This window comes from Microbacterium algihabitans (assembly GCF_032464975.1).
Classification (GTDB): Bacteria; Actinomycetota; Actinomycetes; order Actinomycetales; family Microbacteriaceae; genus Microbacterium; species Microbacterium algihabitans.
This window is the reverse complement of sequence record NZ_JAWDIU010000007.1, coordinates 1-18,975: the sequence shown is the minus strand read 5'-3', so window position 1 is coordinate 18,975 and position 18,975 is coordinate 1. Positions and strand designations below refer to the sequence as shown.

General features: G+C 71.6%; 17 protein-coding genes. 12 read left to right on the top strand and 5 right to left on the bottom strand.

The annotated features are described in order from the left end of the window. Positions 1-8: 8 nt before the first annotated feature. From RWH43_RS15895 to RWH43_RS15885, 3 genes are read right to left on the bottom strand one after another with little or no spacing between them, the layout of a single operon-like run. Positions 9-977: a sensor histidine kinase gene (locus RWH43_RS15895; protein ID WP_316001927.1), complete on the bottom strand. Its 969-nt coding sequence runs from the start codon at positions 975-977 to the stop codon at positions 9-11. Further along, positions 974-1,651 carry a response regulator transcription factor gene (locus tag RWH43_RS15890; protein ID WP_316001926.1) on the bottom strand — a complete coding sequence of 226 codons (678 nt, stop codon included), beginning with the start codon at positions 1,649-1,651 and terminating at the stop codon, positions 974-976. Before RWH43_RS15890 ends, RWH43_RS15895 begins: the two co-directional genes overlap by 4 nt. Further along, positions 1,648-1,959, bottom strand: a complete 312-nt coding sequence (locus RWH43_RS15885) for a hypothetical protein (RefSeq protein ID WP_056227956.1) — start codon at positions 1,957-1,959, stop codon at positions 1,648-1,650. The genes RWH43_RS15890 and RWH43_RS15885 overlap by 4 nt, the downstream gene beginning before the upstream one ends. Positions 1,960-2,124: 165 nt before the next feature. On the opposite strand from RWH43_RS15885, the gene RWH43_RS15880 reads away from it, so the two are divergent. From RWH43_RS15880 to RWH43_RS15840, 9 genes are all read left to right on the top strand, one after another. Continuing rightward, positions 2,125-3,105 carry a dioxygenase family protein gene (locus tag RWH43_RS15880; protein ID WP_316001925.1) on the top strand — a complete coding sequence of 327 codons (981 nt, stop codon included), beginning with the start codon at positions 2,125-2,127 and terminating at the stop codon, positions 3,103-3,105. Positions 3,106-3,161: 56 nt separating this feature from the next. Continuing rightward, the gene (locus tag RWH43_RS15875) at positions 3,162-3,365 is read left to right on the top strand and encodes a twin-arginine translocase TatA/TatE family subunit (RefSeq protein ID WP_437127400.1); all 204 of its coding nucleotides are present in this window, start codon (positions 3,162-3,164) and stop codon (positions 3,363-3,365) included. Beyond that, a complete protein-coding gene (gene tatC / locus RWH43_RS15870; protein WP_230704494.1) occupies positions 3,362-4,171 on the top strand; it encodes a twin-arginine translocase subunit TatC in 810 nt (269 codons plus the stop codon). Before RWH43_RS15875 ends, tatC begins: the two co-directional genes overlap by 4 nt. After that, positions 4,159-4,662 carry a twin-arginine translocase TatA/TatE family subunit gene (locus RWH43_RS15865; protein WP_316001924.1) on the top strand — a complete coding sequence of 168 codons (504 nt, stop codon included), beginning with the start codon at positions 4,159-4,161 and terminating at the stop codon, positions 4,660-4,662. The genes tatC and RWH43_RS15865 overlap by 13 nt, the downstream gene beginning before the upstream one ends. Positions 4,663-4,671: 9 nt before the next feature. Beyond that, positions 4,672-5,373, top strand: coding sequence for an NUDIX hydrolase (locus RWH43_RS15860; RefSeq protein WP_316001923.1), 702 nt, complete (start codon positions 4,672-4,674; stop codon positions 5,371-5,373). 42 nt (positions 5,374-5,415) lie between these two features. Beyond that, the gene (pgi, locus tag RWH43_RS15855; RefSeq protein ID WP_154095793.1) at positions 5,416-7,116 is read left to right on the top strand and encodes a glucose-6-phosphate isomerase; all 1,701 of its coding nucleotides are present in this window, start codon (positions 5,416-5,418) and stop codon (positions 7,114-7,116) included. 309 nt (positions 7,117-7,425) lie between these two features. Then, a complete protein-coding gene (locus tag RWH43_RS15850) occupies positions 7,426-8,415 on the top strand; it encodes an aggregation-promoting factor C-terminal-like domain-containing protein (RefSeq protein ID WP_262346148.1) in 990 nt (329 codons plus the stop codon). Positions 8,416-8,589: 174 nt separating this feature from the next. Next, positions 8,590-9,168 carry a PadR family transcriptional regulator gene (locus tag RWH43_RS15845; RefSeq protein ID WP_279367188.1) on the top strand — a complete coding sequence of 193 codons (579 nt, stop codon included), beginning with the start codon at positions 8,590-8,592 and terminating at the stop codon, positions 9,166-9,168. Between the two features lie 52 nt (positions 9,169-9,220). Continuing rightward, positions 9,221-10,918, top strand: a complete 1,698-nt coding sequence (locus RWH43_RS15840; RefSeq protein WP_316001922.1) for an ABC1 kinase family protein — start codon at positions 9,221-9,223, stop codon at positions 10,916-10,918. 49 nt (positions 10,919-10,967) lie between these two features. Here the strand turns inward: RWH43_RS15840 and RWH43_RS15835 are convergent, their stop codons facing one another. Continuing rightward, complete coding sequence (locus tag RWH43_RS15835) at positions 10,968-12,089, bottom strand: hypothetical protein (protein ID WP_316001921.1); 1,122 nt, start codon at positions 12,087-12,089, stop codon at positions 10,968-10,970. Positions 12,090-12,149: 60 nt separating this feature from the next. On the opposite strand from RWH43_RS15835, the gene RWH43_RS15830 reads away from it, so the two are divergent. Then, positions 12,150-15,146 carry a DEAD/DEAH box helicase gene (locus RWH43_RS15830; RefSeq protein ID WP_316001920.1) on the top strand — a complete coding sequence of 999 codons (2,997 nt, stop codon included), beginning with the start codon at positions 12,150-12,152 and terminating at the stop codon, positions 15,144-15,146. Between the two features lie 4 nt (positions 15,147-15,150). Here the strand turns inward: RWH43_RS15830 and RWH43_RS15825 are convergent, their stop codons facing one another. After that, on the bottom strand, positions 15,151-16,182 hold the full coding sequence (locus RWH43_RS15825; protein ID WP_230704501.1) for an aggregation-promoting factor C-terminal-like domain-containing protein: 1,032 nt from the start codon (positions 16,180-16,182) through the stop codon (positions 15,151-15,153). Between the two features lie 461 nt (positions 16,183-16,643). Between RWH43_RS15825 and rpsA the strand changes: the two genes are divergently transcribed. Further along, on the top strand, positions 16,644-18,098 hold the full coding sequence (rpsA, locus tag RWH43_RS15820; RefSeq protein WP_056227982.1) for a 30S ribosomal protein S1: 1,455 nt from the start codon (positions 16,644-16,646) through the stop codon (positions 18,096-18,098). Positions 18,099-18,202: 104 nt separating this feature from the next. Then, positions 18,203-18,376 carry a hypothetical protein gene (locus RWH43_RS15815; RefSeq protein ID WP_186325360.1) on the top strand — a complete coding sequence of 58 codons (174 nt, stop codon included), beginning with the start codon at positions 18,203-18,205 and terminating at the stop codon, positions 18,374-18,376. Positions 18,377-18,975: the final 599 nt, after the last annotated feature.

Sequence of the window (18,975 nt, the reverse complement as noted above, 5' to 3'; positions counted from 1 at the left end):
CCCAGCGATCAGCGGGCGCGGGGGAGACGCAGGGCGAACACCGTGCCCGCGGGTGAGGTGCGCTCGACCTCGATGCTGCCGCCGTAGCGGGTCGTCGCCTCGCGCACGAGCGCTAGCCCGAGACCGAACCCCCGGCGGCGGCCCGACTCCGCCCCGCGCGCGAAGCGTTCGAAGATGCGGGGCAGATCGTCGTCGCGGATGCCGCTTCCCCCGTCCTCCACGCGGATGACGACGTCGCGCTCGTCGGCGTCGGCGGTGACCGTGACTGTGGAGCCCGCGGGCGTGTGCCCGATGGCATTGTCGAGCAGGGCGGTGCACATGCGTACGACGGTGACCGCGGGCACCGCGACGGTCGCGGTCGTCAGCCGGGCCGGGCGCAGGTGCACCCCCGCGTCGTCGGCGAGCGACCCCAGCGCCGCCGTCGCCGCCCGCACGCTGTCGTCGACCCGCGCGGTTCCCGTGTGTACCTCGCCCTCGGCGGTCAGCAGCATGTCGGCCAGCACGTCGTCCATGATCTGCGCATCGCGCCGCAACTGATCGAGGGGGTCGTCGGCCGGTTCGCCGCGGTGCAGGCGTCGCTGCACGATCTGAATGCGACTGGTCAGGGCGGTCAGGGGCGTGCGCAGCTCGTGGCTCGCATCCGAGACGAACGCGCGCTGGCGGCGCAGGGCCTCATCGAGCGGGCGCACCGACCAGCGCGCAGCGGCCCAGCCGACCAGCCCGAGCACCACGACCCCGACCAGACCCAGGCCGAGGATCCAGGGCAGCACGTCGTCGAGGTCGACGACGAACCGATCGCCCACGGGGGCGCCGCCCGGGCCGCGCCGACCCCCGCCCTCGGTGCGGGCCTGCGCCACCAGAACGGCGACGAGGATGCCGACGCCCACGGCGATCGCGACCGCGGAGGCGCCCGCGACCAGCGTGCCCACCCGTAGCGCGGCTCGGCGGACGACCCGCCGGTCGTCGTCGGCGCTCACCGCTCGGCCCCGGCCCGATACCCGCGCCCGCGCACGGTCTCGACCAGATCGGTCGCCGTCTTGCGGCGCAGGTAGTGCACGTACGTGTCGACGGTGGTCACGGCATCCGGAGACGAGAACACCGCGCGGGCGATCTCCTCGCGCGAGAAGACGTGGTCGGGGCTGCGGGTGAGCAGTTCGAGCACGGCGTTCTCGGTCGAGGTGAGGGCGATGCGCTCGCCGGAGGGGCCGTAGACGACGGCCGTGTCGGGGAGGTAGGTCCAGTCGGCGACCGCGCGTCGACGCCCCTCGGCACGGAACCCCCGCCGCAGCGCCCGCAGCCGCGCGAGCAGCTCGTCGAAGTCGAAGGGCTTGAGCAGGTAGTCGTTCGCGCCGGCATCCAGTCCCTCGACGCGGTCGGCGACGGCACCCAGCGCCGTGAGCAGCAGCACGGGGGTCGTGATGTGGGCGGTGCGCAGGTCGCGTACGATCTCGGCGCCGTCGCGGCCGGGAAGACGGCGGTCGAGCAGGATGACCTCGAAGCTGTCGCGCAGCGCCCGATCGCGACCCGCCAGCCCGTCGGCCTCGTGCACGACGTCGTAGGTCTCGCGGAGCACCTCGAGCATCATCGCGGCGATCTCGGCGTCGTCCTCGACGTAGAGCAGACGCGGCCGCGGCGCGGCGGTCTCGCTCACTGCACGCCCGCGCGCGGCGGGCTCACGTTCCAGCCGAAGCGCTCGAGGGCGTCGAACAGGCGCCGGGCCTGCGCCCACGCCACCGCGCCCGACACGTCGGAGTACACGTCGATCGCGAACGGCGGGGGATCAGCGAACTTGGGGATCTCGACCTCGGCCCACGCGTGCGGGGCGAGCCAGACGCGCGGGCTCATCGTGCCCGCACCGTCGACACCCCCGTCGGCGGCGAAGGCGATCGCGTCGAGGGCGTCGATCTTGGTGATCGGCATGTTCACGACGAGGGTCACGGCGTGCAGTGTTCCGGTCATCGCGTACCTCCCTCGTTCATCCTGACACGTGCATCGGGGGCGGGGACGGTGGATCCCGGGCGGATCCGCCGCGCATAGCCGGTCCATAGATTCGGTGAGGGAGGGGGCAGGGTCCCTGCGTCATCGTCGCTTCATCGACACCCGCCTCGACCGATGGAGCAGACCGTGAGCAGAATCCCCGACACCCAGATGACCCCCGACGGCCCCGCCTACGAAGGCCGTCTGCTCGACCGCGCCGACGAACCCGTCGTCGACCAGGGCGCGCCCTTCGACATCCGCACGCTGGTCTCGCGGCGCGGCATCCTGGGCCTCGTCGTGCTGGGCGCCGGCACCGCCACGCTGGCCGCGTGCGCTCCGTCGGCCTCCGGCGCCGCCGCGACGACTGCGACGGCGACCCCGACCGCGACGCCCACGGCGAGCGCGACCCCGAGCGCCACCGCGACGAGCGCGGCCGCCGCCCTCCCCTCGGGCGAGATCCCCGACGAGACCGCCGGCCCCTACCCGGGCGACGGCTCGAACGGCCCCGACATCCTCGAGCAGTCCGGCATCGTCCGCAGCGACCTCCGCTCGAGCCTCGACGGCGGAGCCACGGCCACGGGCGTTCCGATGACCCTGAACCTCACGATCTTCGACTCCGCGAACGGCGACGTGCCCTTCGCGGGTGCCGCCGTCTACGTCTGGCACTGCGACGACCAGGGACGCTACTCGATGTACTCCTCGGGCATCGAGAACGAGAGCTACCTCCGCGGCGTCCAGGTGGTCGGCAGCGACGGCGTCGTGTCGTTCACCTCGATCTTCCCCGGCTGCTACGACGGCCGGTGGCCGCACATCCACTTCGAGGTGTACCCGAACGTGGATGCCATCACCGACGCCGCGAACGCGATCGCCACCTCGCAGGTCGCCCTGCCGCAGGCCGCCTGCGACGTGGTCTACGCCGACGCGGCCTACCCGTCCTCGGCATCCAACCTCACCCGGGTGTCGCTGGAGAGCGACAACGTCTTCGGCGACGACGGGGGAGCCCTCGAGCTCGCCACCGCCACCGGCGACAACACCACCGGGTGGACGGTCGCCCTCGGCGTCCGCGTCGACACCACCACCACCCCGACCGCGGGCGCGATGCCCGGCGGTGCGCCCGGCGGGCGCTGACCCCTCCCTCGAAAGGAACCCCTCTCATGCTGTAGAACCTCACCGGCTGGCACGCGCTGATCGTGCTGGCGGTCATCGTCCTCATCTTCGGAGCCGCCAAGCTCCCCGCCCTCGCCCGCAGCCTCGGTCAGTCGGTGCGCATCCTCAAGACCGAGGTGAGTGACTCCCGCGCCGAGGCGACGGGCGCCGACCCGCAGGCCCCGGCCCCGGCTCGGGCCGAGTCCGCCGCACCCGTCCTCGCACCCCCGAGCACGCCGTGACCTCCGCCGCCGCTCCCACCGTCGCGTCTCCTCGAGCCGAGGCTCCCCGGTCGGCCGCCATGCCCGTCGCGGCGCATCTCGACGAGGCGACGCGACGGGCGGTGCGGGCGGCGGTCGCCCTCGCGGTCTGCGCCCTCGCCGGCTGGTTCCTGTACGAACCGGTGATGGACCTGGTCCGCGCCCCGATCGCGCAGATCGCGGCGGAGCGCAACGCGAGCCTCAACTTCGACAGCGTCACCGGGGCCTTCGACCTGCGCCTTCGCGTGGCCCTGATCGCCGGATTCGTCCTGTCGAGTCCGGTCTGGCTGTACGAGCTCTTCGCGTTCGTGCTCCCGGGGCTCACGCGGCGCGAGCGGCGGTACGTCCTCGGCTCCGTCGGGGCCGCGGTTCCGCTGTTCGCCGCCGGGTGCGCGACGGGACTGCTGCTGTTCCCGCACATGGTGTCGGTGCTGGCGGGCTTCGCCTCGAGCGACGACTCCACGATCCTCGACGCGGGCGCCTACATCGACTTCGCCCTGAAGATCGTCATCGCGACGGGCCTCGCCTTCGTCCTGCCGGTCGTGCTGGTGGTGCTGAATCTCGCGGGCATCGTCTCGGCCCGCGCTCTCGCGCGCAGCTGGCGGTACGCGGTCGTGGCGATCGTGCTCTTCAGCGCGCTCGCGACGCCGTCGGCCGATGTGATGTCGATGTTCGTCGTCGCCGTTCCGATGACCGCCCTCTACGCCGCGGCGCTCGCGATCGCCGCCCTGCACGACCGCGCCCTCGCCCGGGCGTCGGCGTCGGAGGAGACCTCATGTTCGGCCTGACTCTCGAGAAGCTCCTGCTCGTGGGGCTCATCGCCGCGGTGGTCATCGGCCCGCAGCGCCTGCCCGCGGTGGTCGCGCGCGTCGCGTCCCTCCTTCGAGGGCTTCGCGCAACGGTGGATGCCGCGCGGCACCGCGCCGCGACCGAGCTCGGCGTCCCCGCCGACGTGACCGAATGGCGCGCCCTCGACCCCCGGCGGTACGACCCGCGTCGCATCATCGCCGAGGCCCTCGCGGCACCGCCCATCGCGATCGCCGCCGGCACGGCATCCGCCCCCGTCCCGATCGAGCAGTCGGTTCCGGATGCCGCGGACACCGCCGGTCCCGTCACGCCCGAGCCCCCGAGCGCCCCGATGCGTCGCGTGCGGGTCGGAAGCTCCGCCCACCCGCGCTGGATCGAGGTGCCCGACGCCGCCGAGCCGGCCGCTCACGCCTCCGATGCACCGGCCGCCACGGACGGGGAAGCGACCGCGCGGGTCGGCGTCACGGCATAGCCTCGAAGCATGTCCTCGCCCCGCGCTCAGCTCGAAGCCCTGCTCGCGCGCGGCCTCGGCGACGTCTCCCCGGCGTTGCAGGCGCTGCCGGTCGAGGGCGAGGCGCGGGCGGCGGCGGTGCTCATCCTCTTCGGCGTGCTCGACGGGGTGCCCAGCCGCCGGGCGTCGAGCACCGTCCCGATCGATCTCGACGTCCTCCTGCTCGCGCGAGCGAGCACCCTGCGCGCCCACCCCGGGCAGGTCGCGTTCCCCGGTGGGCGGCTCGATCCCGAAGACGCGGATGCCGTGGCGGCGGCGCTGCGCGAAGCGCGAGAAGAGACGGGGCTCGACCCGAGCGGCGTCGACGTGCTGGGGACGCTCGAGAACGTCCCACTGGCGTTCTCCCGTCACGAGGTGACCCCGGTGCTGGGGTGGTGGACCCGCCCGACGCCCGTGCGCGCGGTCGACGCCGCCGAATCGGCCGAGGTGTTCCGCGCCCCCGTCGCCGACCTGCTCGACCCCGACCAGCGCGGGGTCACCGTCATCCGCCGCGACGGCCGCGAGTGGCGCGGCCCCGCGTTCTCGCTCGAGACGCCGCGCGGACCCCAGACCGTCTGGGGCTTCACCGCGATGCTCCTCGACGGCCTGTTCGACCGGCTCGGGTGGACCGAACCGTGGGACGACGCGCGCGAGATCGCCCTTCCGGTGCCCCCGTCGGCCGCGCGCGCCTAGCGCGTCGCGCGGTGTTCGTCATCCGGCCCGCGCGCCGGCCCGATGCTCGCTAGCGTGGGGTCTGTGACTGCGCCTATCGACCCCACCTCCACCTCCGCCTGGTCCCGCCTCACCGCTCTGCGCGACGGGTTCGAGCCCGACCTGCGCGGCTGGTTCGCCGCCGACGCCGACCGTGCCGCGACCCTCACCCGCACGATGGGCGACCTGCACGTCGACCTGTCGAAGAACCTCGTCACCCCCGAGGTGCTCGAGGCCCTCCTCGCGCTCGCCGACGAGACGGGCGTGCGCGAGCGCTTCGCCGACATGCTCCGCGGCGTGCACCTCAACACCAGCGAAGACCGGGCCGTGCTGCACACCGCCCTCCGTCGACCGGCCGGCGCCGAGCCCGCACTCGTCGTCGACGGTCAGCAGATCGACCACGACGTGCACGAGGTGCTCGACCGGCTGAGCGCCTTCGCCGACCGTGTGCGCTCGGGCGAGTGGCGCGGCGTCACCGGCAAGAAGGTCACGCACGTCGTCAACATCGGCATCGGCGGCAGCGACCTCGGCCCCGTCATGGTCTACGAGGCTCTGCTCCCGTACGCCGACGCCGGCATCCACGCGCGGTTCGTGTCGAACATCGATCCCACCGACATCGCGCAGAAGACCGCCGACCTCGACCCCGAGACGACGCTGTTCATCGTCGCGTCGAAGACGTTCACCACCCTCGAGACGCTGACCAACGCCCGCCTCGCGCGCGACTGGCTGTGGGCGCAGCTCGCCGAGAAGGGCGCGATCGCCGACTCCGACGAGGCCCGCACCGACGCCGTGGCCCACCACTTCGTCGCCGTGTCGACCGCTCTCGACAAGGTCGAGGCGTTCGGCATCGACCCGACCAACGCGTTCGGTTTCTGGGACTGGGTGGGCGGGCGCTACTCCGTCGACTCCGCGATCGGCCTGTCGCTGGCGATCGCCCTCGGGCCCGACGTCTTCCGCGAGCTGCTGGCCGGGTTCCACACGGTCGACGAGCACGTGGCATCCACCCCGCTCGAACAGAACGTGCCGGTCCTGATGGGACTCCTCAACGTCTGGTACACGAACTTCCTCGGCGCGCAGTCGCACGCCGTGCTGCCCTACGCCCAGCAACTGCACCGCTTCGCCGCGTACCTGCAGCAGCTCACGATGGAGTCGAACGGCAAGTCCGTGCGGTGGGACGGCTCGCCCGTCACCACCGACACCGGAGAGGTCTTCTGGGGGGAGCCCGGCACCAACGGTCAGCACGCGTTCTACCAGCTCATCCACCAGGGCACGCGCCTGATCCCGGCCGACTTCATCGCCTTCGTCAACCCCGCGTACCCGCGGGCCGACGACGGGCGCGATGTGCACGGGCTGTTCCTGGCCAACTTCCTCGCGCAGACCAAGGCCCTCGCGTTCGGCAAGACGGCCGAAGAGGTCGAGGCCGAGGGCACGACCGGAGCCCTCGTCGCCGCGCGCACGTTCCCGGGCAACCGCCCGACGACGTCGATCTTCGCGCCGTCGCTGACCCCGTCGGTGCTGGGGCAGCTCATCGCGCTGTACGAGCACATCGTGTTCACGCAGGGCACGATCTGGGGCATCAACTCCTTCGACCAGTGGGGCGTCGAGTTGGGCAAGCAGCTCGCCCTGCAGATCGCGCCCGCGATCGAGGGCGACGCTGACGCCCTGGCGTCTCAGGATGCCTCGACGCGCGCGCTGCTGGACTACTACCGCGCCCACCGCGGCTGAGAGATCGGGGCTCCCCGGGGCTCACGGGGCCGATTCGGCGGATTTTTCTCCGCCGGATCGGCCCTTTCGTTTCGGCGGCGCGCGGCCCCGTGGCTGCCGCGTCGGCCGGAGGTTCCCCGCGCGGGTCGTCGGCTCGGAGAAAGACCAGCTCAGATGCTGTTTCTTCGCCCGTGAACGCAGGGGGCGAACGGATGCCGATTCCGCGGTCTTCCGCGTGTCTGCGCACCCCGCCCGACGCGCCTCGCTCTCACGGGCCTTTCAGGTAACGAAGAGATAACGCTCAGAACCGGCCCCCACACTCGGGGACTTGTGTCGACCCGAACGACACAGCTCTCGCTCGAACCCGACGAGCGTGCCCCCGACGAAAGACCATTACTTTTGCTGCGTTCCGACCTCAAGATCACCCACGTCAACCGCGCCCGGCGCACCCTCGTCACCGCCGCCACCTGCGCGGGTCTCGCCCTCGGCCTCGTCGCCACCACGGGTCTGGCCTTCGCCGCGCCGGTGTCGTTGCCCGACGCTTCGGCCGCGACCTTCCCCGCCCCGGCCGCGACGCTCTCGGTGGCGAACGCCCCCACGATCGACGCCGTCGTGACCGGCGCGACCTCCGCTCTCGACGACGCGCAATCGACGTTGTCGGATGCCGAGGCCGTGCAGGCCGACGTCGCCGCGACCGGCCTCCCGCTCTCGATCGGCGACGCGACGGTCGACACCTCGGCCCTGCAAGACGCGGTCACCCGCCTCGACTCGCGCGACATGCTGCCCGTGCTGCTCGTCCCCGCGCTCAGCCAGAACGCGCAGACCGAGGCCGAGCGCGTCTCGGCCCGTGTCGCCGAGGTCAAGGGCAGCCTCGAGCAGGCGAAGACCGAGAAGGCGGCGGCGGATGCCGCGGCCGAGGCGCAGCGTCAGGCGGAGGCCGTGGCAGCGGCCGCCGCGGCCGCCGAAGCGCAGGCCAAGGCCGATGCCGCCGCCGCGCTCGCCCGCGTCAACACCCCCGACGGTGCTCGGGCGTACGCCCAGCAGTTCATGGCGCAGAAGTACGGCTGGGGTAGCGACCAGTTCTCGTGCCTGTCGTCGCTGTGGAACAAGGAGTCGGGCTGGAACTACAAGGCCTACAACAATGACGGTGGTGCCACCGGCATCCCGCAGTCGCTCCCCGGGAGCAAGATGGCGACCTTCGGCGCCGACTGGCAGACCAACGCCGCCACGCAGATCCAGTGGGGTCTCGACTACATCGATCGCGCCTACGGGGCTCCCTGCAGTGCCTGGAGCCACTCGCAGGCGATGAACTGGTACTGAGTCCTTTTCTCTGCACGAACGCTGCGCTTCCCCGTCGTCGGGGGAGCGCAGCGTTCGTTTCGGCGGTGCCTCGACGTCGAGCGATCGCGGGCCGATTCCCAGCCTCGAGGGGCGTTCAGCGATATATCGTTATGTATCGCTGACTCAGATCGGGTCCGCGCGAAGGAGGTCGTCATGAGTGGTTCATTCCTGGGAGACGCGTTCGGCGGACGCGGTGGCAACAACACCCCCGGCTGGCCGATGTCCAACATCCTCGAGGGTCTCGAGCAGCTGCGTACGCAGTTCGAGCAGAAGACCGCCTCGACGCCGCGCATGAACAAGGGCGACGTGCGTTCGGCCGTCCTCTCGCTCCTGCTCGAGCAGCCGATGCACGGCTACCAGATCATCCGCGAGATCGAAGACCGCAGCGGCGGCTCGTGGAAGCCGAGCCCCGGCTCGGTCTACCCCACGTTGCAGTTGCTGACCGACGAGGGCCTCGTGCAGGCCGAGGAGTCGAACGGCCGCAAGACGTACTCGCTCACCGCCGAGGGCCGCGCTGCGGCCGGCGACGAGACCACCGAGCGCACGGCCCCCTGGGAGGCGGCCGGTTCGCGCGACGGAGGTCGCATGACCGCGCTGCCCAAGGCGGGTATCGAACTCGCCCAGGCGGCGGCCCAGGTCGGTCGCACGGGCGACAAGGAGCAGGTCGCGCAAGCGGTCGAGATCCTCGACGAGGCTCGCCGTAAGCTCTACTCCATCCTCGCCCAGGGTTGAGGTCACGCCCGCTCGACGGGGGCATTCCACCCGTCGGCATCCAGGAGATTCGATGACCGACGACGCCCTCATGAAGGCCCGCTACCGGCGGATCACGCGCTTCGCGGCGCGCTATCTGGTGCAGGCCTGGTGGTTCGAGCTGTTCCTGCCGCGGTTCGGTCTCGGGTGGATCTCCGCCCGGGGCCGCACCCGGCGGCTCGAGCGCATCGCCCAGCGCTTCCATGTGCTCGCTGTCGACCTCGGCGGTCTCATGATCAAGGTCGGGCAGTTCATGTCGTCGCGCCTCGACGTGCTGCCCCCCTCGATCACGAAGCAGCTCGAAGGCCTGCAGGACGAGGTGCCCGCGGTCCCGTTCGTGCAGATGCGCGCCCGGGCAGAAGAAGAGCTCGGGATGCCGTTGGAGCGCGCCTTCGCGAGCGTCGACGAGCGCCCCCTCGCGGCGGCTTCGCTCGGTCAGGCGCACCGTGCCGTGCTGACGGAGGATCTGGCCGCCGAGACCGGCCTGAGCGCCGTCGTGCTGAAGATCCAGCGCCCGGGCATCGACCGCATCGTCGACGTCGACCTGCGCGCCCTCCGCAAGGTCGGCGTGTGGCTCAGCAAGGTCGCCCTGGTCCGCGACCGCGTCGACATGCCCTCGCTCGTCGAGGAGTTCGCCGTCACGAGCCTCGAAGAGATCGACTACCTGCACGAGGCCGCCAACTCCGAGCGCTTCGCGGCCGACTTCGGCGGACCCGACGGCGTGGCCGTGCCCGAGGTCGTGTGGGAGCGCACCACCCGTCGTGTGCTGACCCTCCAAGACGTCACCGCGATCAAGATCAACGACGTCGACGCCCTCCGCGCCGCCGGCATCGACCCCTCCGAGGTCGCCGCCCGCTTCGCGCGGGTGATGTTCGACCAGCTGTTCGACGACGGCTTCTTCCACGCCGACCCGCACCCCGGAAACGTCTTCGTCACGCCCCTCGAGGGCACGACCGACGCCGGCACCCCGGCCTGGCGCTTCACCTTCATCGACTTCGGCATGATGGGCGAAGTCCCGCCGAGCCTGCGCCGGGGGCTGCGCCGCGTGCTCATCGCGGCGGCCTCGCGCGACGGAAAGGGTCTGGTCGACGGCATCCGCGATGTCGGCGTGCTGCTGCCCTCGGCCGACACCGTGCAGCTGGAGCGCGCGATGACGGGCCTGTTCTCCCGCTTCGGCGGAATGGGCTTCGCCGAGCTGCAAGAGGTCGATCCCCGCGAGTTCCGCGCGTTCGCGATCGAGTTCGGCGACGTCGTGCGATCGCTGCCGTTCCAGCTGCCCGAGAACTTCCTGCTGATCGTGCGCGCGATGTCGCTCACCAGCGGCATGTGCAGCGCGCTCGACCCCGCCTTCAACATCTGGGACGCCGTCGAGCCCTACGCCCAGCGCCTCATCCGCGAAGAGAGCGGCAACACCGCGCAGGCCTTCGTCCGCGAGGTCGGAGCGGTGGCAGCCGTCACCGCGCGCCTGCCGCGCCGCGCCGACAACCTCATCTCGCGCTTCGAAGACGGCTCGGTCTCGGTGCAGACGCCGCGCATCGAGCGCCGCATGCGCGATCTCGAGCGCATGGTGCGCCGGGTCGTCTCGTCGGTGCTGTTCACGGGCCTGCTCATCGGCGGCGTGCTGCTGCAGGCCGAGCAGGCGGTGCTGGGCACGATCCTCATGATCGTGTCGATCGCGCCGCTCTCGCACGCGCTTCTCGCGGGGTGGGTCGCTCGCCGCAACGGCCTCTGACCCGGGGCAGCGCCGGCGGGGGTGAAGACGGTTCCGGATGCCGCCGGGCTCAGCGCCCGTCGACGATCGACATGAAGCCGGCGAACGCGAAGACCCCCGGCACGACGTAGAGCCCCGTGCGCACGACGATCCACGTGATCTTCGCGATGACCGGGAGCCGTCCCGTCTGGGGCGTTCGGGCGTCGAGGCGTCTGCCGTCGCGGCCGATCAGCGGCGACGGCGGTCGCCAGGTCGCGACCTCGCGCGCGGCGGCGGAGATCTCCACCGCACCTTGCCCGGGCACGCGCTCGTCGACGTAGAGGCGCGAGAGCGCGGCGAGACGCGGAACGACGTGCGTCAGCGCGGCATCCACCCGCTCCCAGTCGGCTGCGCGGGTGTAGTCCGCGTCGAGCTGCCGGAAGAAGACAACGGTGTCGTCGCGCATCTCGACGTCGAAGTCCGCCGCGTGATCGACGAGGGCGCCCATGACGTCGGGAGTGAGCACGTAGAGCGCGTCGGGGCCATACCCGTCGGGGGCGAAGGTGCGGAACGACCGGTCGAAGTCGCCCTCGAGCGAGAGTTGCTGATGACGGGCGACCGCGGCCGGAAGGCCCGCGCCCCAGCCATCGTTGCGGCGGGAGTCCAGCACGAGGTGGGGGAGCGGCGAGGCGAGCCGCACGAGGAGGTACTGCCACGGGCGCGCCCGCGGAGCCCGCGCCCGCACGGTCCCGAACTCGGCGCTGGCCGCGACGAACCGCGGATACTCCCGCACACCGACGCTGTGGTCGGTCACCAGCGAGGCGAAAGTCGCGTGTCCGCTCGCCTCGGGGCGGAAGCCGTTGACGAGCGCGGTGAGCTCGCGTCGCCCCTGCCGCAGCCGCGCGCGGGTCGCGAGGGGCTGCAGAGACCAGCGCCAGAGCGCGACGGTGAGGCTGAACCACACGACGAAGACGCCGACGGCCCACCAGAACGCGGTGGCCTCGCCCGCGCCCACAGTCCCGTCGCCGTAACCGTCGACCGCGACCCCGATCGAGAAGAAGACCACGAACAGCGCCCACAGCAGCACGGTGTTGTTCACGTGCAGCAGCACCTGGCGTCCCGTGGGCACCCAGTCGGGTCGGGGGCGGGGAGCGGCGGATGCCAGGGCGGCGGCCACCTCGTCGGCGGGGGCGTCGAGCCACCTCAGGTCCACGTGCACGTCCTCTCCGGGCCTGCGCCGTGTCGCGGCGCAGCGCCTCCCTAGACTGGCGCGGTGTCGACCGATCCGCAGCGTCCCCTGTCGGCGTGGCGGTTCGACGGGACGCTCCGCGCGTACCAGGCCGATGCCCTCGACCGCGTCGACGTCGATGCCGGCGAGCCTCTGCACCTCGTCGCCCCGCCCGGGGCGGGTAAGACCCTGCTCGGTCTGCTACTGGCGATGCGCCGGGGCGGACGCGCGGTGGTGTTCGCCCCGACCACGGCGATCCGCGCGCAGTGGGTTTCGGCCGCCCGGGGGCTCGCGCCCGACTCCGCCGCCGTCTCCGACGACCCCGAAACCCCGGCCGTCCTCACCGCGCTGACCTACCAAGCGATCAGCGTCGTCGACTCCGCCGACCCGTTCGCCGGTCTCGCCCGGCGGCGCTGGCTCGACGAACTGGAGGCCGACGCGCGCACGCCCGACGGGGCCGCGCGCTGGCTCGACGCGCTCGCGTCGAGCAACCCGCCGGCGCACCGCCGCGGCATCCGGTCCCGCTCCCGTGCCCTGCGGCGCTCGCTCGCGCGACACGACGCCGAGGCGCTCATGGCGTCGCTGCACCCGCACGCCCGTGAGCTGATCGATCGGCTCGTCGACGCCGGGGTCGAAACGGTGATCCTCGACGAGTGCCATCACCTGCTCGACCACTGGGCGCTCGTGGTGGCCGCCCTGCTCGCGCGGCTCCGCGCGGCGGGTCGTGCGCCGCTCGTCATCGGTCTGACCGCGACGCTTCCCTCGCCCGACGACGCCGACGAGTACGACAACTACGTCTCGCTGCTCGGAGACGTCGACCTGGAGGTCCCGGTTCCGGCGGTGGTGCGCGAGGGCGACCTCGCGCCGTACCGCGATCTCGTGCACGTCGTCGCCCCCACCGCCGAGGAGCAGGCGTTCCTCGGCGCCCACGCCGAAGCGCTGCAGGTGGCCCTGCACACGACCTTCTCGGTCGGCGAGGGCCGCGACTTCCTGCTCCGCGCCCTGCAGCCCCCCGAGGCGCCCGCGGCGACCCTCGATCCCCCGTCGGCGGGTACGCCTGCGCACACCGCCGCGGAGACGCCCTCCGGCCCGCTCGCGCCTCCGCCCGCAGCCGCCCCGGACGACAGCGATGCCGAAGCCGCCGCGATCGACCGCCGCCTCGCCCTGGCGTTCGCGGCCGATTTCGCGGGCGCCGAGGCCGCCGCCGCGATGCTCGCGCTCACCGCGCCCGGCCATCCGGTGGTCGCGCGGATGCCCGCCGTCGCGCGACGCGCCCCCTCGACCGACGAGACGGTGCGTCTGATCGGGCGCTACGCCCTCGAACACGTACTGCCCGACCCCTCGCGCGAACCCGATTGGCAGCGGCTGAAGCGCCTGCTCGCCGACTTCGGATACGCCTTGACCGACCGGGGAGTGCGCCGGTCCCGCGACGCGATCGACACGGTGCTGTCGTCGTCGCTCGCGAAGGACCGCGGAGCCTGCGACGTGCTCGCCCGCGAGCGCGCCGAGCTGGGCACCCGCCTGCGGGCCCTCGTCGTGACCGACTTCGTCACCCACGGCAACACGCACGGGGGTCTGCTCGGCAGCGCGGGCGCCGTGCGCACGTTCTCGGTCGTGATCACGGATGCCGCGACCCAGGGCCTGCGAGCCGTGCTGGTCACCTCGTCGACGGTGCGCATCGCGGCCGTCGACGCCGATGTCCTCCTGCCGGTCCTCTCCGCCGAACTGGGGGTCGAGGCGACCACAGCGCCCTGCGACGACGACCCCGCCGCCCTCGAGGTGCGGGGGATCGCAGGGGCGGGCATCGTCCGCGCGGCGGCGCGACTGCTCGCCTCGGGAGCCGTCGACGTCGTCGTCGGCACGCGGGGCCTCTTCGGCGAGGGGTGGGACTGCCCCGCGGTCAACACGCTGATCGACCTGACGGCGGTGGCCACGGCGTCGGCGACGCAGCAGCTGCGCGGGCGCACCCTTCGCCTCGACCCCGCGTGGCCCGAGAAGGTCGCGCACAACTGGACGATCACCGCGATGCTGCCTCCCTCGTCGTCGTTGCAGGCGCAGCCGGATGCCGCTCGCCTGACCCGCAAGCACGCTCGCCTCTGGGGGCTCGACGTCGACAGGCCCACCGAGGTGGTCCGCGGAATCGGCGCGGCGCTGGGGGCGGAGCGCCGAGGGGCTCTCGACGCGGTGCGCGAGAAGACCGTCGGCGCTTCGCTCGCGCCCCTGTCCGGTCTCGACGCCGTGCCGCCGCGGGCGCAGACGCGTGCCGAGTGGCGCGTCGGCACGCCCTACGTCGACCGCGAAGAAGCGGCATCCGTCATCGAACGTCCGCGCGGGGCCCCGACGTTCTCGACCTCGGTCGTCGCCGCGCGGGCGCTCGGGTCGAGCCTGGGCGCCGCGGTCGCGCTGGTCGTGCTGGGGCTGGGGGCGGCGGTGCTCCTGCCGCACCCGGTGGGCTCGCCCGTCGCCGCGCTCGTCGCGCTGTGCGGGGCTGTCGCCGCCGTCCCGTTCGGCCGCGCCTGCGTCCGCACGCGTCGTCAGGTGAACGACGCCCCCGAGACGCTCCGCCGCATCGCGGGCGTGGTGTGGGACGCCCTCGTCGCCGCCGGCCGGGTCGCCCCGGTGCCAGATCGCCCGATCGTCGAGACCGAGCCGCTCGAGGGCGCTCGCGTGCGAGCCCGGATCCGCGTGCCGAGCGCGCCGGTGCCGGCTCAGCGCACGCTGGCCGCAGCGCTCGAGGAGCTCACCGCGCCGATCCGCTCCCCGCGGTTCGTCCTCGAGATCGATCGCGGCGCAGGGCCGTTCCTGGTGCGCGCGGTGCTGGGCCGGGCCGGGCGCGGTCGTGCCCGCACCTTCGTGGCCGTCCCCGCCGAGATCGGTCGTCGACGCGACGACGCCGTGCGCTTCGCCGCGCTGTGGCGGACGCAGGTCGGTCCCGCAGCCCTCCGCGAGGTCTCAGGAGTCGAACACCTCGCCCTCATGAGCGAAGCGCGCCGCTCCGGAGGATTCTCCGAGGCGGCGCGCTCCGTGATGCGCTGGGACTGACGGGTCAGTACCAGCCGACCGACTGCGAGTGGCCCCACGCGGCGCAGGGGGTGCCGTAGCGGCCCGAGATGTAGCCGAAGCCCCAGGCGATCTGCGTGGCGGCGTTGGTCTGCCAGTCGGCGCCGGCCGACGCCATCTTGCTGCCGGGAAGGGCCTGCGGAATGCCCGTGGCGCCGCTGCCGGCGTTATAGGCCTTGTAGTTCCAGCCCGACTCCTTGTTCCAGAGCGAGACGAGGCAGCTGAACTGGTCGTCGCCCCATCCCCACCCGGCGAGCATGCCGCGGGCGGTCGCCTGGGCACCGGCGGGGCTGTTGTCGCCCGATCCGCCGCCGCTCGAGGCCGGGGGAGCCGACGACGTGCCGCCGCCCCCACTGCTCTTGTTGCTGCTGCTGCTTCCGCTGTTGGAGCTGCTGGAGCTCTTGGCGGCCTGCTGCTCGGCGGCGGCCTTCTCCGCGGCGGCTGCGGCAGCGGCCGCTTCGGCCTCCTGGCGCGCCTTCTCGGCGGCGGCTTCCTCTTCGGCCTTCTTGGCGACGGCGGCGTCGAGGCCGCCGCGCAGCTCCGACACGCGCTGATCGACCGTCGCCGAGGCGGCGGTGACGTTCTCGGTGAGCGCGGGCAGGAAGGTCTCGGGCAGCACGTACGCCTTCTCGAGACGGTCGGTCGCGGCCTCGAGGGCCGTGGTGTCGACGGTGGCGGGCTGGCCGATGTCGAGACCGGATGCCGCGATGTCGCCCTGCACCTGCGTGGCGGCGCCGAGAGAGGTCGAGGCGGCGGCGGTGGCCGCGCGCGCTTCGGAGATCTCGGGTCCGGCGGAGGCCGCGAGGGCGACGGGGGTGGTCGCCGAGGCGAGCGAGAAGGTGGCGGTCGACAGGTCGGCGGGGGAGGCCGTCGCCGCCGGGACGGTGCCGGTGAGGGCCGCTGCCGCGACGACTCCGACCACGAGGGCGCCCATGGCCGTCACAGGACGACGACGGGTGCGACGGGTGGCCAGGCGACGGGCGCGACGATTGGTAAGGGGCGTCGAATCAGAGCGCATAGAACCGGTTTCACGTGAGGGAGGACGGTGCGGGTGTCACCGTCCGGCCCGCGCACGGCGGGTACGAAATCGGGAGCCTGGCACGGCAGTCTGGATGCCACCTGGGCGTAACGCTCTCGATCGGCCCGAGAAAAGTGCCGATCCGGGGCGAATCGATCACGCCGTTTCCTGGCCTCCGGATGCCGTTCGCCCCGCGTGCGCCGACTCAGGCGACTCGCAGAGCCGGTCACGCCGGCCCACGGAGCGGGGCGGACGGTCGGTGCGCTAAACTGAGGTGTCACACGTATGGCTCTGCTCGTTTCCCGAGTGAGCCCGTGGCATCGCACGAACAAATCCGCTTCGCTTCGACTCGCGGTATTCGTTCGCCCATGGGCGGCCGAATGCCCGAAGGCCATGGTCCGCCGGACCACTGGCACAGGAGTCGGAGCCCGACACCACACCCAACTAGGACAACCCACTACATGACTACCGCAACGACCGCCCCGGCTACCAAGCAGGTCGCGATCAACGACATCGGCTCGGCCGAAGACTTCCTGGCCGCGGTCGAGAAGACGCTCAAGTTCTTCAACGACGGAGACCTCATCGAGGGCACCGTCGTGAAGATCGACCGCGACGAGGTCCTCCTCGACGTCGGCTACAAGACCGAGGGTGTCATCCCCTCCCGCGAGCTCTCGATCAAGCACGACGTCGACCCCAACGAGGTCGTCAACGTCGGCGACCACGTCGAGGCCCTCGTTCTCCAGAAGGAGGACAAGGAAGGCCGCCTCATCCTGTCCAAGAAGCGCGCGCAGTACGAGCGTGCGTGGGGCGACGTCGAGAAGATCAAGGAGAACGACGGTGTTGTCACCGGTTCCGTGATCGAGGTCGTCAAGGGTGGTCTCATCGTCGACATCGGCCTCCGCGGCTTCCTCCCGGCGTCGCTCATCGAGCTGCGCCGCGTCCGCGACCTCACGCCGTACCTCGGCCAGGAGATCGAGGCCAAGATCCTCGAGCTCGACAAGAACCGCAACAACGTCGTGCTGTCGCGCCGCGCCCTGCTCGAGCAGACGCAGTCCGAGTCGCGCACCACGTTCCTCAACAACCTCCACAAGGGCCAGGTACGCAAGGGCACGGTCTCGTCGATCGTCAACTTCGGTGCGTTCGTCGACCTGGGTGGCGTCGACGGTCTCGTCCACGTCTCCGAGCTCTCCTGGAAGCACATCGAGCACGCCTCCGAGGTCGTCGAGGTGGGCCAGGAGGTCACCGTCGAGATCCTCGAGGTCGACCTCGATCGCGAGCGCGTGTCGCTCTCGCTCAAGGCGACGCAGGAAGACCCGTGGCAGGTGTTCGCCCGTACCCACGCGATCGGTCAGATCGCGCCGGGCAAGGTCACCAAGCTCGTTCCCTTCGGTGCGTTCGTCCGCGTGGCCGACGGCATCGAGGGCCTCGTGCACATCTCCGAGCTGTCGGGCAAGCACGTCGAGCTCGCCGAGCAGGTCGTGTCGGTCGGCGAAGAGGTCTTCGTCAAGATCATCGACATCGACCTCGAGCGTCGCCGCATCTCGCTGTCGCTCAAGCAGGCCAACGAGTCGGTCGACCCCAACGGCACCGAGTTCGACCCGGCCCTGTACGGCATGGCGACCGAGTACGACGAGCGTGGCGAGTACAAGTACCCCGAGGGCTTCGACCCCGAGTCGGGTGCGTGGCTCGAGGGCTTCGACACTCAGCGCGAGGCCTGGGAGCAGGAGTACGCCGCTGCTCAGGGTCGCTGGGAAGCCCACAAGGCTGCCGTCGCCAAGGCCCTCGAGGCCGAGGCCGCCAACCCGACGGACGCCGGTTCGTTCGGTGGATCGTTCTCGTCGGAGACGCCCGCCCAGGGCACCCTCGCCGACGACGAGTCGCTGGCTGCGCTTCGCGAGAAGCTCTCCGGCCGCTGATCCGTCCCGTATCGAAGGCCGGTACCTCTTCGGAGGTGCCGGCCTTCGGTCGTTTCCGGGCGCAATCCCCCGCGCGAGGTGGGGGAGCAGGGCAAGATGGAGTCATGGCCTCTCGACTTCCGCTTCTCATCACCCTCGCCGGCGTCGCCGTGCTGTTCCTCTCGATCCTGTTCGTCTTCGCCCTCGTGATCGGCGCGATGTTCTTCGGGGGCATCGAGTTCTACGGCGGCTTCTCCGAGGCGGCGTCCGCGGTGGCGCCGGTGCACCTCGCCGCCTGACCGGCGACGCGGGAGGGCTCGGGCGACGACACCGTCGCTCGAGCCCTTCGTCGTTTCCGCAGGATTCCGCGGTTCCACGCCCCCGACACGCCCGGGAGGCGCCCGGATTCGACGGGTCGCCGCCTCGCGCGTAACTTATTACTTGTTCGCCCCACAGGGGAGAGCGGAAAGGCCGGAAGGCCACGCTCCCTCTCACGCGGTGAACCACCCAGAACCCCACCGAATGGTGTAGGGTTTTGGTTATGGTCATTCGACCGGTTCCCGAGGTTGATCTCTTCGTGAGGTCCCACTGCGGAATCGAGTGCTGAGTGGCCGGTGAAGGTAGTGAACTGCCTCACGGGTAGGTCGGAAGACTGATTCCTGTGGGTGCGTCCGTTCCTTGAGAACTCAACAGCGTGCACTTGTCAAATGCCAATTTATTCCTCGTCGATCTTCGGATTGCGAGAAATTCCTTTGGATCAAAGACCAGCCCTTTCGGGGGTTGGCATATGGATACGTCAGTAATGATGTTTCTCTTTGGTCAGTTTCAAACTCGCTGCGGCCCCGTTTTCCCGGTGGTTGTATGCATTTCTTTTTTACGGAGAGTTTGATCCTGGCTC

Coding starts and splice junctions, on each gene's coding strand:
- RWH43_RS15885 (WP_056227956.1), bottom strand. CDS start 1,959: ATGACCGGAACACTGCACGCCGTGACCCTCGTCGTGAACATGCCGATC.
- RWH43_RS15865 (WP_316001924.1), top strand. CDS start 4,159: ATGTTCGGCCTGACTCTCGAGAAGCTCCTGCTCGTGGGGCTCATCGCC.
- RWH43_RS15860 (WP_316001923.1), top strand. CDS start 4,672: ATGTCCTCGCCCCGCGCTCAGCTCGAAGCCCTGCTCGCGCGCGGCCTC.
- pgi (WP_154095793.1), top strand. CDS start 5,416: ATGCTCGCTAGCGTGGGGTCTGTGACTGCGCCTATCGACCCCACCTCC.
- RWH43_RS15845 (WP_279367188.1), top strand. CDS start 8,590: ATGAGTGGTTCATTCCTGGGAGACGCGTTCGGCGGACGCGGTGGCAAC.
- RWH43_RS15840 (WP_316001922.1), top strand. CDS start 9,221: ATGACCGACGACGCCCTCATGAAGGCCCGCTACCGGCGGATCACGCGC.
- RWH43_RS15825 (WP_230704501.1), bottom strand. CDS start 16,182: ATGCGCTCTGATTCGACGCCCCTTACCAATCGTCGCGCCCGTCGCCTG.
- rpsA (WP_056227982.1), top strand. CDS start 16,644: ATGACTACCGCAACGACCGCCCCGGCTACCAAGCAGGTCGCGATCAAC.
- RWH43_RS15815 (WP_186325360.1), top strand. CDS start 18,203: ATGGCCTCTCGACTTCCGCTTCTCATCACCCTCGCCGGCGTCGCCGTG.